Source organism: Parabacteroides sp. AF18-52 (genome assembly GCF_003479145.1).
GTDB lineage: Bacteria > Bacteroidota > Bacteroidia > Bacteroidales > Tannerellaceae > Parabacteroides > Parabacteroides faecis.
In genome coordinates this window covers 17,221-34,409 of record NZ_QUGR01000019.1, presented here as the reverse complement: position 1 = coordinate 34,409, position 17,189 = coordinate 17,221, and the positions used below count along the sequence as shown (strand labels likewise).

The following is a 17,189-nucleotide window of genomic DNA, read 5'->3' as shown; positions in this document are numbered from 1 at the left end:
TTATTTAGGAAACTTGGATAAGTAATAATAGGTTTCAGGAGACGGCTGCCCTTCTATATGATAGCGGGTAGAAGCCGAAACACTGAAACTGTAACCTCTCTCCTCATTCGGTCCGACCGGCAGATACAAGACTGTATCCCTTATCCCTGTTGCGAGCATGGATTTGGCCGACGCCGTATCGATCGAATCCGTCAACGAGTAATATACCGTATAGGTAAGATCCTCTTTTTCCGTTGCCGGTTTCTGCCAGGATAATTTCAACTCATCTCCTATCCGCTCCACGCATATCCCCTCCGGCGCACCAGGGATGCGGTCATTCAACCAGGTCAGCGGTAATAACTGGGCGGGATATTTATAATAATTATCTTTCAGCTCATTATATAACCCTTTCGAATTGTCCAGCACATTTGCACAGCGGAAAAAAGTACAACCGGCACCTCCATAATAACGGCTGTAATCTATCTGGTCCGTAATGTCATTAACCGTCCAGTCTGCTTCGGATTTATCCATCCGGTAAGCCCCCAATCCCGGGACAACCAAACGCCCGTTACAATTTTCCACCCAGTTGTCCACAAACGGGAAAAAATTGTCGTGCAGGTAGTACATCATCGGAACGATCATATCCTGTTTCCCTTTCTGCATCCACATTTTAGGGTCCTGGAAAACACTTTCATACGCCGTCCATCCGGCATTGGGAACCCGTTCGATACGGTTGTATTTACCCAGCGGCGAACTGCTGACCTGAACCCAGGGCTTTGCCTGTTTGACCCAGTCATAAATGCGATATACCATCTTATTGATATTCTCACGGCGCCAATCGGGCAAACGGGTAGATTTTCCATATTTCTGATGGACCGCCTTGTCCGGAAAAGTCTTTGCCTGCTCCGGATAACGGATATAGTCGAACTGAATACCATCGATATCATATCCGTTCACCAATTCCTTCACCAATGATAAAATATAATCGACCGTCTCCGGCACTCCCGGATCGAGATACCACTCTCCGTTATGCCGTTTACACAACTTCGGATTCCGTTTCACAACGGAAAGCTTGCCCTGTTCCTTCACGGCCTTTTCCGTACCGACTGGAAATGTGACAAACCAGGCATGGCACTCCATTCCCCGTTTATGACATTCTTCTATTGCAAAAGCCAACGGATCATATCCGGGCATTGTTCCGTATTTACCTGAGAAAGTTTTCGATGCCGGTTCAATTGCCGAACGGTAGATCACGTCACCCCTCAAGCGAACCTGCAAAAAGACGGTATTAAAATTGGCATCGGCCAGCTGATCCAATATAGTACATAACTCCTGCTGCTGGGCTTTTCGTCCGGCTTCTGTTGTCGCCGGTTTCTTCGGCCAGTCAAGACCGTATATAGTAGTCAGCCAAACCGCACGTATCTCCCGTTTCGGAGATTCCACCGCACGTACAGATCCTATTATCAATAAAAATACAGGCAACAACAATAAAATTTTCTTCATACCACTCCCTCTACGATATTATTTGGTGGACAAAAATAATACATCTATGCATGATACATAGATGTATTACCTATTATTTTACTGATATTTAGTTTAAAAGATCAGAGCTTATTTACCCATTTCAGACAGGTAGCGTTCAGCTTCAATGGCTGCCTTACAACCACTACCGGCAGCAGTAATTGCCTGGCGATAGTGCGGATCTGCTACATCACCTGCCGCAAAAACACCGGGAACAGTTGTACGCGGCGTATCAGGTATTGTTTTGATATAACCGATCTCATCAGTTTCAAGCCACGGTTTGAAAATATCAGAGTTCGGTTTATGTCCGATAGCCAGGAAGAAACCGTCGATAGCGATATCCACCTTTTCTTCATCCGGTTCACCCATACGTTTTACCAGGTGAGCACCTTCCACGCCATTTTCTCCGAACAGACCGATTGTATTATGCTCAAACAGCACCATGATATTCGGCGTATTGAACACACGGTCCTGCATCACTTTCGAAGCACGCAGATAAGGTTTACGTACGATCAGATACACCTGTTTAGCCAAACCTGCCAGATAAATAGCTTCTTCGCAAGCCGTATCGCCACCACCTACTACAGCTACCACTTTCTTACGATAGAAGAAACCGTCGCAGGTTGCACAGGCAGAAACACCCATCCCGGCATATTTATGCTCGTCGGGGATTCCCAGATATTTAGCGGTTGCACCGGTAGCAATGATCAATGTTTCTGTTTCAATCACTTTCTCGCCGTCGATCGTTATTTTATAAGGAGCAGCGGAAAGATCTGTCGCCGTAGCGATGCCGAAACGAATATCGGCTCCGAAACGCAAAGCCTGCTGTTTCAAATCTTCCATTAACTCCGGACCGGTGATACCTTCAGGATATCCCGGAAAGTTTTCAACTTCTGTAGTCGTTGTCAGCTGGCCGCCCGGTTGAATTCCTTCGTACAATACGGGAGACAAATTAGCACGTGAAGCATAGATTGCTGCTGTATATCCTGCAGGACCGGAACCTATAATCAGGCAACGAACCTTTTCATTTATTGAATCACTCATAGTTTTATGTTAATTGAAATTGATACTTGAAACTTATTTTATCGCTTATATTTTAACGCAGGTCGATCACTTCGGCATCCGGATAATCGCTTTCCTTAAAAACAAAAAAATCGTCCGGTTGGTTTACGCCTGTCTTCAAATTGCTGATATGAATCGTATTACTGATACCATTCTTTGCTTCAACCTTTATTTTGGCAGGGAAATTGGAGAATTTCTCGATCTGTAATTCCACTTTCAGGATATCCCCTTTCTTTTTAGGCGTCAATTCGATATCATAGGCAGACTTTCCGTTCGAAGCTGTACTTTCACCGATATATTTAGGGGTAAACCCTTTCTTATACGCCCGTAACAATAAAGCCGGATTGGTAAATTGTAGTTCTTCACCGCTCGGGGTACTTACATTGACTTCGTCATTGCGTTCCACATAAGACCATTGGGTCGTTCCGTCGAACCAGGTAACCATATCGGGGGTAACCAATGTAAACTTATCCCCCTTCATATTGATCGTACCTTCAAAACTCTCAGATACTTTCTGCACGTCCGAACGGGTGTTCAGAGCGAAGGAGGCTGAAATACCATTTGACTTTTCATAAGCATCGGCCGCCTTATCCAGGATGGAAGCAGCATTCTGTGCCCGGCTTGTTACTCTGATCCCAAAGAGCAGGCATGCCAGCAGTCCGAAAATAGCGATCGCTCTCCATATTTTTATTTTCTGTTCTCTTTTCATAGGTAATTAATTATTTAGGAAAAAAGGAAACCTTATTTCAGCGAATTAAGTAATTGCTCCAGATTATATTCATCCTGAATCAATACCTGACGGGCTTTACTTCCTTCAAACGGTCCGACGATACCGGCAGCCTCCAACTGGTCCATCAAACGACCGGCACGGTTATACCCGATAGCAAACTTACGCTGGATCAGCGAAGTCGATCCCTGTTGCTGGATTACGATCAGGCGGGCTGCTTCATCGAACAAGGGGTCACGATCGGACAGGTCGACCGAACCCGGTGCTTTGTCGTCACCACCTTCGCCCACATATTCAGGCAACAGGAAAGCTGTAGCATATCCGACCTGGCCGGAGATATAATTGACGATCTGTTCCACTTCCGGAGTATCCACAAAGGCACACTGTACACGGTTCGTATCACCTCCCTGCGAAAACAGCAAGTCACCACGACCGATCAACTGGTTCGCTCCCGGAGCATCCAGAATAGTACGCGAGTCGACCATTTGCATTACACGGAATGCCATACGGGCCGGGAAGTTCGCCTTGATAATACCGGTAATGATATTGGTAGACGGACGTTGTGTCGCAATGATCATATGGATACCGACGGCACGCGCTTTCTGTGCGATACGGGCGATCGGCGTTTCAATTTCTTTACCTGCCTGCATGATCAGATCACCAAACTCATCGATGATCACCACGATGAACGGCATGAATTTATGTCCTTTTTCCGGATTCAGATGACGGGATACGAATTTGGTATTATATTCCTTGATATTACGCACATGCGCTTTCATCAGCAATTCATAACGGTCGTCCATCTCCTTACATACGGAATTCAGCGTCATGATCACTTTGGTACAGTCGGTAATAACGGCTTTGTCCGCATCCGGCAGTTTCGCCAGATAATGGCGTTCGAGATCGGAATAGATACCGAATTCCACCATCTTCGGATCGACGAGTACAAACTTCAGTTCAGACGGATGTTTTCTATATAACAAAGATGTTATTACGGCGTTCAGCCCGACAGATTTACCTTGTCCGGTAGCACCGGCCACCAGCAAGTGGGGCATCTTACACAGGTCGAACATAAAGATCTCGTTGGTAATGGTCTTACCCAAAACGACTGGCAGGTCATATTTCGACTCCTGGAATTTACGTGAAGCAACAACCGACTGCATAGATACGATCTGCGGGTCTTTGTTCGGCACCTCGATACCGATCGTGCCCTTACCCGGCATCGGCGCAATGATACGGATACCCAAAGCCGACAGGTTCAGGGCAATATCGTCTTCCAGATTCTTGATCTTCGAAATACGGACACCCGTATCCGGAATTACTTCATATAATGTAATGGTCGGACCGACCGTCGCCTTAATTGATGCGATGCTGATACCGAAACTTTCCAGTGTCTGTTTGATTCGTTTCTGGTTAGCCATCTGCTCTTCCATGTCTACCTGATGATCGCTGACATCATATTTCTTCAGCAGTTCGATCGGCGGATTGCGGAAGCTGGACAGATCCAGTTTCGGGTCATAATCACCCAAAGCGGAAGCATCGTACACTTCGTCATCACCGGTAGGAACTTCAACGGTAAAACGCGGATCGCCGGGAAGATCTTCCGGTTCATCCGGCTGATTTTCCGCATTCGGAGCATCATAAACATCTTCTTCCCGAGGTACTGTCACTTCAAACGTATCATCATTGGAGATATTCGAATAGGTTTCTGTTTTCTGCTTCTTCTCCTCATGGCGGGCAGTCTCCATTTCTCTTTCCGTATCGAATACGAAATCAACCGTTTCGGGTTTCTCATCCGGCCGTTCTACGACAGTTCTGCCTGACTCCTTCTCTTCATCCTCTTTATTTTCAACTACTTCTTCCGCGTCATCCGTATCTTCCACCTTTTCTCTCTTCAGGCGTTTTTTCAGCCATCCGAAAGAAAGCACACTTTGCAGGAACGGGATCGTTCTCTTGCTTGAAAATATAGCAATGATCAGAAAAACTCCGGCCAACAGCAAGATAGTTCCGGGAATACCGACATTGGTGATCATCATTTCCGACAGATAATATCCATGCTGCCCTCCCAGATAAATAAATGTATCTTCATATCCGCTGATAAATACAAAGGCAAAAAACATAGATCCCCAAACCAGCATAGCGGCACAAAACAGAAACCGCTTCAATAGCGATACCCGCCGAAGGTTCATCAGTTTGGCTCCTACCGATCCGAGGAAAAACAAGATCATAAAAGAAGATATCCCGAACCAGCGGTTCATCAGCAGGTCAGCCAAAACAGCCCCCCGCACTCCCGTCCAGTTCTCAACCGACCCTCTGTTCGTCAGCAGGTCTGCCAACGGAACGTTTTCAATCTTGCTCTGATCGGCACCTCCTGTAAAAAAGAAGGATATAAGTGCCAATCCTATATAAATAGTGATAATTGCTATTACCAATCCTGTAATGAAACGGGTACGCTCATTAGTGAAAAACATTTTCATCAACGCAAATTTGCCCGGCTCGTTATTACTATTTTGTTTTGTTGTAGTTGCTTTCTTTGCCATATAAATCCTCGTTCAATGATATCTGAAAAACAGTCCAGGTATCTTTTATAACTTGCAAATATACATGATTATCTCCAAATCGCCACGCAAAAATTCTATTATTCCCTATCAGTCCCTTTTGCCAGTTTCTGCAATTTATATGTTCAGTCCGTCAGAGGGATTGGTAAACTAAGCAAACCACGATGTTAAACATTAATAATAAAAAACAAAAGGGGGTTGTCTAAAAAGTCACTCATTCGTCCTTGAGAATTGAATATTTGAAATCAATCTGTATTACGTTTCCCAAACAAAGTAACTTCTCCCATACCAGCACGTCCTTCCGATACACTATGAATTGTAACCCGAAAATACTTCACATTTCTACAATTCAATTCTATCGGTTTAAACTCCCAACCGGTACACTCCCGCTCATAGAGCAAACTCCAATTATTTCCATCAGACGACACTTCAACAGTATGTCCGTACAAAGAGCTATCCTTTTGAAAAAGAATACGACTTGCCTTTATATCGACAGGTTCATCAAACGAAAAAGTCACAACCTGAGGCAGACTATCCGTATCCGCAATCCACCAACTCCGATCATCCCCATCTACGAGATTTACTACAGGATAAGAAACATGAGAACTGGTTGCCGTAACCTTCCGGGGAATTAACACAGGAAGATTTAGCAACATCCTTTCTTTTACATTCATCTTTTCTACTACGCCATCTTCTTCTTTCCCTTTAAAAGGTGCGTGAATACCGTCCGGCACGAACAAACCGTCATAAGGGATACTTTTTATACCAGCTATTCCTTCCTGCAGATCTTTCGCTTCAGCCTTAACTATTATCTCCCCGGGATATTTGCCGGTCCGGACAAAAACAAAACCAATACCACCTTCTACCTTTTGACGACTAACACCTATCCGTTCAATACCATCACCTATGATCTCTCCCTCTCCACGTATTGACAAAGTAATCAAATCTGTAGCATTATTCACTAATGTCCCGTTTTCATCACAAACCTTTATATAAACTGGTATCATATCACTTCCGTCCGCCACCGGCATCACATTTTTATGACTAAAAAAGACTTCCAGATGATGTGGCTTCCCAGGGGTACGTACCATATGTGTAGCTACAATTTTGCCATCTGATAAACCTTCAGCCATTAATTCTCCTTGCTCATATCTATCTAGATAAAAAACGAAATCCGGACTCCCTCCTTTTTTTACTATATTAGGGCGGAATGAAGTTCGCTCCAACCGAGTTTGTGTTCCTATAAGCCGTTTATTCTGATAGAGTTTTACTTCATCACAGTTAGAAAACACAGTGATTGGGGATAAAGCCCCCCCGGTCTCCGAAGGCATATTATAGGAAGCGATAAACACCATCGGCCCTTCATATAAACCAGCCTGGCTTATATTTTTATCACGCATACTCTGCATCATATAATAACTAAACTTTGGGGCACGGTTTACATCCACAACGCCGCAATACATTGTCGCTTCCTGACTTCCCCGATTATAATCATTATAACTCCATAAGAAATGTCCTCCTAAACGTTCATTGGCATCCAACATACACCAATCAAAATAACCTCTTCCTTCCAGCTGTTCATAGCGGGTATTACATTGTTCAAGCAATTCTCTCTCATCCCCAGCTATACTCACACGAGGTCTCTCTCCGGCTCCATCTCCCCATTCCCTGGTTAGTAACGGCTTAATTACAACTTGATCCTCCGTATAATTACTCATTACATTACCGTCTTTCGGGAAACGGGCTACTTGTTTATAGAACACATCATAACAATCCACCAGATCCGTATGACCAAAATAATCTCCAGCCGTATACATTTGATCACCGGGATATTCTTCATGAGCTATCCTGTAAAGCATCTTAGCAATTTCCTTCGGATAACGCGTCTCGTTTAACGCTGTCTCCCATAAAACAACCGAGGTGTGATTCCTGTCACGCCTGATCATTCTACGGCAAACCTCATAAACTCGGTTTATAAAAGTAGTATCATTATTAAAATACTGCCACCCCGGTATACATTCTACAACCAACAGTCCATATTTATCACAAGCGTCAAGGAAAGCTGGATCTTGTGGATAGTGAGCTGCACGTACCGCATTATAACCACCCTGTTTCATATTGATCACTTCTCTTTCCTGCATCGAATTCGAAGCGGCATCCCCTACATAGGGATAAGCCTGATGCCGGTTTGCACCACGCATATACAATTTTTCTCCATTTATAAGAAAGCCATCTTCTGTCGTATATTGTATAGAGCGTATTCCTATTTGGCGGGTAACCTTATCTACCGTTTTATCGTCAACTACCACTTCTGTTCTCAATTCATACAAGCAAGGACGATAAGGATACCAAAGAGAAGGATTATCAACCGACAATTCTTGCTCCAAATGAATACTTGTACCAGCTTTTAATGAAAAGGGACGCCGTTGACAAACAATTTCCTTGTTATCCGAATCAATCAAACAGGTGAGAAGATATCCTTTTCTGGAAATATTGTTCCGATTCCTGACATGAGTCTTTATATGTATCTTTGCCTTTTCTCTACTCACCTCGGGATAAGTGACAAAAACTCCTCCTCCGGCAATTTCATTCTCTTCCAGAGGATCCGTAACATAAAGCTTATCTGAAATTATCATTCCCACATCCCGGTATATGCCGCTATAATAATAAAAGTCCAGATCGCTCTGTGGTTTTCCAGGCGGAGTCAACGGATCATATTCCGCGGATACACGTACTGCCAAGACATTATTTCCGTCAAAGTTGACCATACCCGTGATATCTGCAATAAAGCCAATATACCCACCATGATTTTCAGTTATTTCATGCCCGTTCAGATAGACTTTACATGAAGTCATAACACCTTCAAATGCTATACGAATATTTTTATCTTTATATTCAGGAGCGAGAGTAAAATAACGACGATACCAACCTATCCCATCATAAATCACATCTCCACCACAATGTTTCCTTTCCAGTTGCATAATATGAGGAATTGAAACCGGCATCCAAGAGGAGTCATCAGCCGTAATAGATTCACCGTTTTCAATATCACCCCGAAAAAAAGCCCAGTCAGTATTCATTGAAAGGTTTATCCGTGAAACATCTCCTGCATACGTTTCCGCAAAAAACATACAAAAGAAGATGATCCCACTTAAAAACTTATTTATATACTTTTTCGCACTCTTCATAAAATATTATTGTTTAGGCATCAAGGCTATTTCACCAACCAACAAAGATCCACCATCAAGGCCTGTAAGCGTAATACCGATATTACCTAATAAGGTTTCTCCCGGATTCAACTTAAATGTAATCCATTTTCCTTTATGCGGAATATGATCGACAATTGTTTCTCTTCCATTGAAAAGAACAGTCCCTTTTCTAACCTTATTATCCGGATTACAGAGGAATAATTTAATCACACCATCAAAATCAAATGGTAATTTTAAGTCCAATTCAATCTTCTTTCCCTGCCATGCCGAAAATGATTCATCTACTATTATATTATCACAATGAACACGATAACCATATTTATCTGTTTCATAAAATGTAGAAGCATCCTTTTCGAGTGTCCATTCTGTTACCCCGTTTTGCTCCCAACGGCCTCCAGCCTTTACATAGAGATAAGCCTTTTCAAATTCACTAGGGGCTAAGTAAGATGTGTTTATATCATATAATTCGCGTTTCATCCAATCATAATCAATAATGTCACTTGGTTGAAAACCGGAGGAAGCGACATATCCTAGTAAGCTGTTCTTCAAAGCCCGCGCTGCAGGTCTCTTCTCCAACGAATCCACCAAATTATACCCACAGATTAAAATACGTCCTCCTTCTTTACTTACAAATTCCATGATGGAACCTAATTTACGATTAAAATGAAAATCATGAATCGGTTGTACAATAGGGCGTATAGTAGACGGAAATCCTTCTAAATCAAAACCACGTCCTCCCTGACAAATCTCAAACCACTGAAAATCCAGATAGTTGTCGGTCGGAAAATTGTTGAATGCCGGATGTGTGTTTCGAATAACCGCTCCATTCGTGAACCCTTCATTTCCCTGATCTCCCGCCTGCCAGAAAGTAGGTTTCCAATGAGCATATCCGGCATTTTTATTACCCCCCAACCGATGTGCCCACAAAACAACACTCTTTCCTGCTTTAAGATAATCAATAGCTTCTGTAACAGAAGTTGTTTCTTTCACTGAATTATCCTTTAAATCCTTCTGTTCGGTGAATACCCATAAATTCCAGTTATTCTTATACTCCGTATCACGTATCGAGACCTCCAGAACCAATTTCTGTGAACGATCTATTTTATTCAATGGGACTGACAATAATCCAATTTTATTCAATACCGCATTTTTAATATCATAATGGTCGAAAGTCCCTTTATCCCATACATAACCATTTTCATTCCTTAATTGCCAATCAATCCTTGCATCTTCTATATCTTTATTGGCAAAATGAAAAACCTCTATTCCGACTTTCAAAGTATCGACTGACATGTATATATAAGATGGGACCCGCATAAGCGGAACTGTCGTATTGCACCAATTTCTAACTTTTTCAGGTGTGACAATCCCTTTGTTATCATAAAACGAATCCAACCAGCCGACCAATGCCACTCCTTGTCCCGGAAAATCCTGAATACTCAACAATTGAAAACCTCCACAATAAGGAGTTCTCAATAAAGATTCCACATTCTCCTTATATAAAGTAAGCGATTGGAGTCCGGAAGATTGTATAAACTCCTTATTTTGCTCATATACACCATGTTTCAAAGCTAGTTTTTTATACGATTCCATCGATCGTGCTCTCAGATTTCCTGTATATTTATTTATTTCATTCCAGTCGGGATAAAACACCCATTGCCCGACTTCATGTTGAATAGATGGTAACGGAGAGGCATCCCCATACCACCGGGCATAATCCCAATCCGTGGATAATCGTCCTTCATTAATAAAAAGTAACGGATAAGGAGATGAAAGATCCCCTTGAAAATTGATATCCGAATTCATTGTAACAGGTCGTCTGACCGATGCTGTATAAAAATGCCGCGGATCATACTCTTTGACGTCTTTTATCCAAGGGTCCAACTTATTACGATCAAATCCCCCCAGTTCATTTCCCATTGCCAGCATGATCAAAGAGGGATGATTCCCATAAGAATCAGCTATCCTCCTTAACTCTGCATGCAAAAAAGGTTCTACTTTTTCAATATCCAATTCTTTCCCCATCCATCCGTCTCGCCAGAATATTTCACTCAATATATATAAGCCAAGTTCGTCTGCTGCTTCAAAAGCAGCTTTAGGGGGAGTCCATGAATGAAAGCGGACATGGTTTAAACCAAAATCTTTATAGTGTCGAAGAATATGAAGCCAACTCTTTTTATCCGTGGCCGGGTATCCTGTCAATGGAAAAACGGCACAATCCAAATTTCCTCTCAAGTAACGTTCCAGACCATTAACCGTTATATAATCCTCTGTTTTTCCAATCGAACGGAATCCGAATATAACAGGTTCATAAACATCATTTCCCGATTTACTCATCAAAGAACAGTTCAGTTCGTATAAGGAAGGAGAAAACTCATCCCAAAGTTTTACATCAGAGACTTTAAGAGATTCGACGATCCTGTTTTTTCCGGAAGTTATCCGACAATTCGACTCCATTGTATTAACCACCTTGCCCGTTTTCCTATCCCTTAATTCAAAACACAGTTTTGCTTTCTGTTCCTTTTTTGATCGATTCAAAACCGAAATTTCAATATCCAATTGTCCCGTATCATCCGGGAAAGTACGTATCTGGCTGATTTGTACATCCGGATGTGATGACATGATCATTTCTCCGATTATTCCGTTCCAGATAATTTGTGTCTGTTCGCCATAACTATGTCCCCATTCATTTCCTATCGGATAGATTTCGCGATTATCAATACATAAAGTCAACCTATAGGTACCCGGAGACAACTTACCTAAAAAATAATAGTGAGGTGTCAATAACGATTCCTGCGCATCAATATATTGATCATTTAACCACAACTTACTTTTCCACATTATCCGCTCAAAACAAAGGGATACATTTTTATTTTTCCAGTTTTCAGGTATGCTTATATCCATCTGGTACCATGCTTTCCCTATATATTTATGCAACCGGGACAGTTTTCCTGTCTCAATAACTTCTGGACCATAACCGCCTTCATCCGTAATGCCCGGCAGTTTTATACTATCAATTAATGTTTTTGTATACCATAATTCTTTTTCGCCAATGTCAGCCGAATCCAGTTCAAACCGCCAATCTCCGGCTAACGATATCCGTCCGGTAGTTTGGGATATTAAAAACTGATGTAAAGAAAAAAGTAGAAAAATACAACAGATTATTTTTTTCATTATAGATGATCTTTTATAAAGGTCAAGGCAAAACAGACAATCAGTTTTGCCTTGATTAGTTATACCGGATATTTTATCAGTACCCCGGATTTTGTTTTATCTCAGAAGCTGCATCGATCGTTGTTTGTGGAATAGGCCACAGGTAATGCTTCGCAGGATCAAAAATCCGAACTTCCGTCTTGATCCGTTCCTCCGTTAAAGCCAATTTACCGGTTACAGGATCCACTGTTCCTAAACGACATCCGTAAACCTGCCCGGGCATTACCTCTTCACCAATCTTCCAACGACAAACATCAAACCAGCGTAATCCTTCCAAAGCCAGTTCTACACGACGTTCGCGCCGCACCAGTTCTCTCATTTTCGCTTGAGTCGCATAAACCGTTTTATCGACTTCACGCATACCGGCACGATCACGAAGTTCATTAAGTACGTCATAGACAGAAGCATCTATTTCCCCTAATTCTACTTTACACTCTGCATACATTAATAAGACTTCTGCATAACGCATCACGATAGCATTCATAGCCGTATTCCACATATCAGCATAATCACCCAAATTATCCACATATTTACGAACCAGATAACCTGTTTTAGAACGTCCGTAAGGAGCATAATAATCTCCATTGGGATCATTCTGATCTATCGGATCATAGTATTTTCCCTCGTACAGGTCACCCGGACATAAAATACTGGCACTAAGTCGAGGATCACGATTCTGATAAGGTTGGTCAGGATCGTAAAGAGGCGATTCTCCTATCGTTTTTCCATCTATACATTCATATACATCCACCAAACTTTGTGTCGGATTGATAGAACACCACCCTCCGCTACTGGCAGGAGGCAATATACCCAATGTCTCATTAGAATATAAATTTTCAACATACTGAACATCCATGATTATTTCCTGATTATTCTTGTTCGAAATTCGAAACAAACCTCTGTAATCCGGAAACAAGGAATATCCGAGTTTCATAATTTCTTCACATGCTTTCAGACAATCTGCATATTGATTATTATACAACAACATCCTCGCTTTTAATGTCAATGCAGCTCCACGTGTAACACGCCCCACATCATTTCCTGTATATTTAATATCTAGTTGAGGTGCTATCTCGGTAAGTTCGTCCAAAATAAACTGAATAACTTCTTCTTTCGGATTACGCGGTTTATTCGCATCCGTTATAGGTAAAACTTCTTTTACCAAAGGGACATCACCATAAAACAGAACTTTCCAAAAGTAATCCCATGCACGCAAAAACCGGACTTCCGCAGTTAGTCTGGTTCTCAATGCATCATCCATTTCCGGACGATGAATATTTTCCAGAAAATTATTGTAACGGACCATTTTGCTATATCCAAAATAATCTGTCCCCGGATCAGAAGGTGTTGCATACCCGGAAGCCTGAACCGACCATCCTTCCCAAGGGAACGGATCATGTGCATTATCAGAAGCACAATCTAAAGATATCACCTCTGTCATTGAAAACCACCCGTCATAACATCCCATAGCCGCAGCTACAGCATCTTTTTCCGTATTCCAAAATCCTTCGTTTGATGGCTGGTCCAATGGATTTCTTTCCAAAAAATCACTGCTGCACGCTGATAAAAACAGCGCACCTATTATCGAATAAATTATATTTCTCATTTTTTCATCGTATTAAATTAGAAAACAATATTTACACCAAACGTATGCGCTCTTAACAGAGGATTGGAACCACCGTCCGTATACGTTCTTTCCGGATCAAATCCTTTTGGATATTTTGTGATGGTAAGCATATTCTGGCCACTATAATAAAATCGTACTTTTTCTATATTAAGGATATTCAGCCATTCTTTTGGTATTGTATACCCAACCTGGAGATTTTTCAATCGCAGATAGGAAGCATTTCTCATCCAAAATGACGAATTATAATATATACTGCTGTTCTGCGACCAGGATGACAATGGCCTTGGAAATTTCCCGTCAGGATTGGTCTCTGCATCCCATGCATCCCGATACAGGGAAGATGGCTTCGATTTATCTCCCATCAATTCGCCGACTGCCCATGAATGAAGAAATCCTTTCGCATCAGCAGCCCCTTGGAAGAACACCGATGCATCCAGATTTTTCCATGTAGCGGACAAGTTCAAACCAAATATCCATTTAGGAGTACTACATCCCAGATAAACGCGATCTTCTGCATCTATAACGCCATCCTCTTTTGCGTCTCTATACTTAAAATCACCCGGACCGGCATTTGCTCTATTTATCACTGCATTATTCTTAACATCTTCCTCATTTTGGAAAATACCGTCTACAATAAATCCGCCATAGGAATCAATGGAATACCCTTCCTGCAGGAATTTATATCCATCCCAGATGCGTGCACCGTTATTTTTTAAATCTACGATCTCATTTTTATTATAAGCAGTGTTCGCAGTAACATCTACTGTCCAATCTTTATGTGCATATTTATATCCTAATTGAAGTTCAACTCCTGTATTATGAACCTCCCCTGCATTTTGATAAGGAGCTGATAATCCGTAAAGCGGACTGACCGGTAATTTCATTAATATATCATATGTCTTTTTCTTATATGCATCGACCGACAAAACAAACTGATTGGATAAGAAAGCAACATCCAATCCCAAATTGATCGTTTCCGTTGTCTCCCATTTGATGTCCTTGTTTGCTCCGTCAACAGGAGCAACACCCTGATAAACAGAACCACCCAATGCATAGTTCTTCTGTGCAAGAACCGATTGATAAGGATAATTGGATATCGCCTGGTTTCCTAATCTACCCCAACCTCCACGAAGTTTCAAATCAGACAAAATATCCCGGGTTCCTTCCATAAACGATTCATTAATAATTCTCCAGGCAGCAGAGAAAGAAGGGAAATTGCCCCATCGTGTACTTTGAGCAATGCGAGAAGTTCCGTCCCTTCTGATATTGACCTCCAATAAATATCTGTTATCGTAAATATAGCTTAAACGGCCAAAGAAAGAACGGAGAGCTATTTCATAGGCAGAACCGGAAGCTTGTTGTCCATCCGGAGAACCGGCATTCAATTCCCACAAGTCATTATTAAGGAAATTGATCCGATATCCTTTTGTCCAGTCATAACGAGTGTACTCCTGTTCGAATCCTCCCATAATACCTATATCATGAGGTCCGAAAGTCTTATTATAATTAATTAATGTCTGCAAATTGACACGTAATTGATTATTACGTTCATCCGTTTGACTATTAGGACCGATATACATACTTGGAGAACCGGTTTTCCAATTATAGAACTGCTGATCTTTTTTGAAACATTCCGCTACATTCGCTTTGTATTCAAATCCGACATTTTCCTGAAGTTTTAACCCTTTAATCGGTTCATAAGTAATATTTCCTACAGCGCGACTTGAGTACCATTTTTCGTTATTTATATTATTAATATCCAAATTGGATATCGGATTACCATCGGAATTATAACCATAATAGCCATTCGAATATTTATAAGGAACAAAGGGAGCTATTGTATTTATCATAGTGAATAAAGAACCTGTCGACCCAGTTTTCGCAGAAATAGGTTCTTTCATATCTCCATACATAAAAGACAGATTTACACCAGCTGTAATCACATTGCTTATTTTCGAATTCACATTACCTCTTACTGTATAACGATCATATTCAGAATTCTTAACGATACCATCTTGTCCTAAATAACCGACCGAAAACATATAGGATGTCCCACCATTTCCGCCGCTTATTTCTGCTCTATGATTTTGCATAAACCCTGTCTTATAAAACAGATCATGCCAATCCGTATCCGGATAATTATCCGGATCAGATCCGTTTTTAAACAGAGCGATCTCTTCCGTTGTATATCTCGGAGCTTTACCTTCATAGACCAAAGCCTTATTATACAACTCTGCATATTCCGCAGAAGACAGATATTCCGGTAAACTAATTGCATTCTGCCATCCTACATATCCGTCATATTTTAAACGGGGAGCTCTTTCGGTTCCTTTTTTGGTTGTGATGAGAATTACACCGTTAGCAGCACGTGATCCATAAATAGCAGCAGATGAAGCATCTTTCAGAACAGATAAGCTTTCAATATCATTCGGATCGATGTCACTGATACCGCTTACAGGCATTCCATCCACAACATACATAGGATTCGAGTTATTTAATGTTCCGGTTCCGCGAACACGCAGTGTGGGGTTATCACGCCCTGGCTGTCCTGTATCGGAAGTAACCGACACCCCAGGCAACAGACCTTGAATAGCATTGGATATATTAGTCACAGGCCTGTTTCCGATCGATTCAGAATTAACTGCAGCTACAGCTCCAATTACATTTACCTTTTTCTGTACACCATAACCAACTACAACCACCTCGTCAAGAGTTTGTAAATCTTCCTTCAGATAAATATTGATTGTATTGTCTTTAGGTGTTACAGATTGTGCCAAATAACCGATAAAGGTAATTTCCAAAGAACTATTTTTTCCTATAGCAAGAGAGAATTTACCATCGATATCTGTAACCGTTCCATTGTGAGTACCTTTTTCTATTACATTCGCACCAATGACTGGTTCTCCATTCTGGTCATAAACAGTTCCTTGCAATTGTTTTTTATCCTGTTGGGATTGTTTTACCTCCAAACTCGACAGGATTATGTAATTATTCACAAACTCATATTTCAAGTTATGTCCGGCTAAAGCTTCCTCCAAATATTCGGATACTTTTGCTTTCTTTTTCGTTAATGATAATTCAAAGTTTGAACGAACACCGCTTGTACTATAGATCACCAGATAATCAGTCTGTTTTTCAATCTCTTTAAAAAGCTCTTCTATTGAAATTTTATTAGAGTTCAATTCGATAACAGCATTTTGCGCTTCCGTATTCACAGCGAACAACTGACAAGCACAAACAAACAGGATAAAAAAGGATAGTTTCATAATTCTGAATGCCTTTTGATAATTTTT

General features: G+C 41.4%; 8 protein-coding genes. All 8 read right to left on the bottom strand.

Going from position 1 to position 17,189, the window contains the following annotated elements:
* The 8 genes from DWX23_RS21075 to DWX23_RS21040 all read right to left on the bottom strand — a co-directional run bounded on the left by DWX23_RS21075 (nt 1) and on the right by DWX23_RS21040 (nt 17,162).
* Nucleotides 1-1,482 (bottom strand): glycoside hydrolase family 10 protein, encoded by a 1,482-nt coding sequence (locus DWX23_RS21075; RefSeq protein WP_122375926.1) that lies wholly within the window; start codon nt 1,480-1,482, stop codon nt 1-3.
* Between the two features lie 108 nt (nt 1,483-1,590).
* On the bottom strand, nt 1,591-2,544 hold the full coding sequence (gene trxB / locus DWX23_RS21070) for a thioredoxin-disulfide reductase (RefSeq protein WP_122354007.1): 954 nt from the start codon (nt 2,542-2,544) through the stop codon (nt 1,591-1,593).
* 52 nt (nt 2,545-2,596) lie between these two features.
* Nucleotides 2,597-3,271, bottom strand: a complete 675-nt coding sequence (locus DWX23_RS21065) for a LolA-like putative outer membrane lipoprotein chaperone (protein ID WP_122375924.1) — start codon at nt 3,269-3,271, stop codon at nt 2,597-2,599.
* 32 nt (nt 3,272-3,303) lie between these two features.
* Complete coding sequence (locus DWX23_RS21060; protein ID WP_122375922.1) at nt 3,304-5,829, bottom strand: DNA translocase FtsK; 2,526 nt, start codon at nt 5,827-5,829, stop codon at nt 3,304-3,306.
* A gap of 263 nt (nt 5,830-6,092) precedes the next feature.
* Nucleotides 6,093-9,035, bottom strand: a complete 2,943-nt coding sequence (locus tag DWX23_RS21055) for a glycoside hydrolase family 2 TIM barrel-domain containing protein (RefSeq protein ID WP_370450112.1) — start codon at nt 9,033-9,035, stop codon at nt 6,093-6,095.
* A 6-nt stretch (nt 9,036-9,041) separates the two neighbouring features.
* Entirely contained in the window at nt 9,042-12,230 is a 3,189-nt protein-coding gene (locus tag DWX23_RS21050; RefSeq protein WP_122375920.1) for a sugar-binding domain-containing protein, read from the bottom strand.
* A gap of 76 nt (nt 12,231-12,306) precedes the next feature.
* Entirely contained in the window at nt 12,307-13,875 is a 1,569-nt protein-coding gene (locus DWX23_RS21045; RefSeq protein WP_122375919.1) for a RagB/SusD family nutrient uptake outer membrane protein, read from the bottom strand.
* A 17-nt stretch (nt 13,876-13,892) separates the two neighbouring features.
* Nucleotides 13,893-17,162, bottom strand: coding sequence for a TonB-dependent receptor (locus DWX23_RS21040; protein ID WP_122375973.1), 3,270 nt, complete (start codon nt 17,160-17,162; stop codon nt 13,893-13,895).
* Between the last annotated feature and the right edge of the window lie 27 nt (nt 17,163-17,189).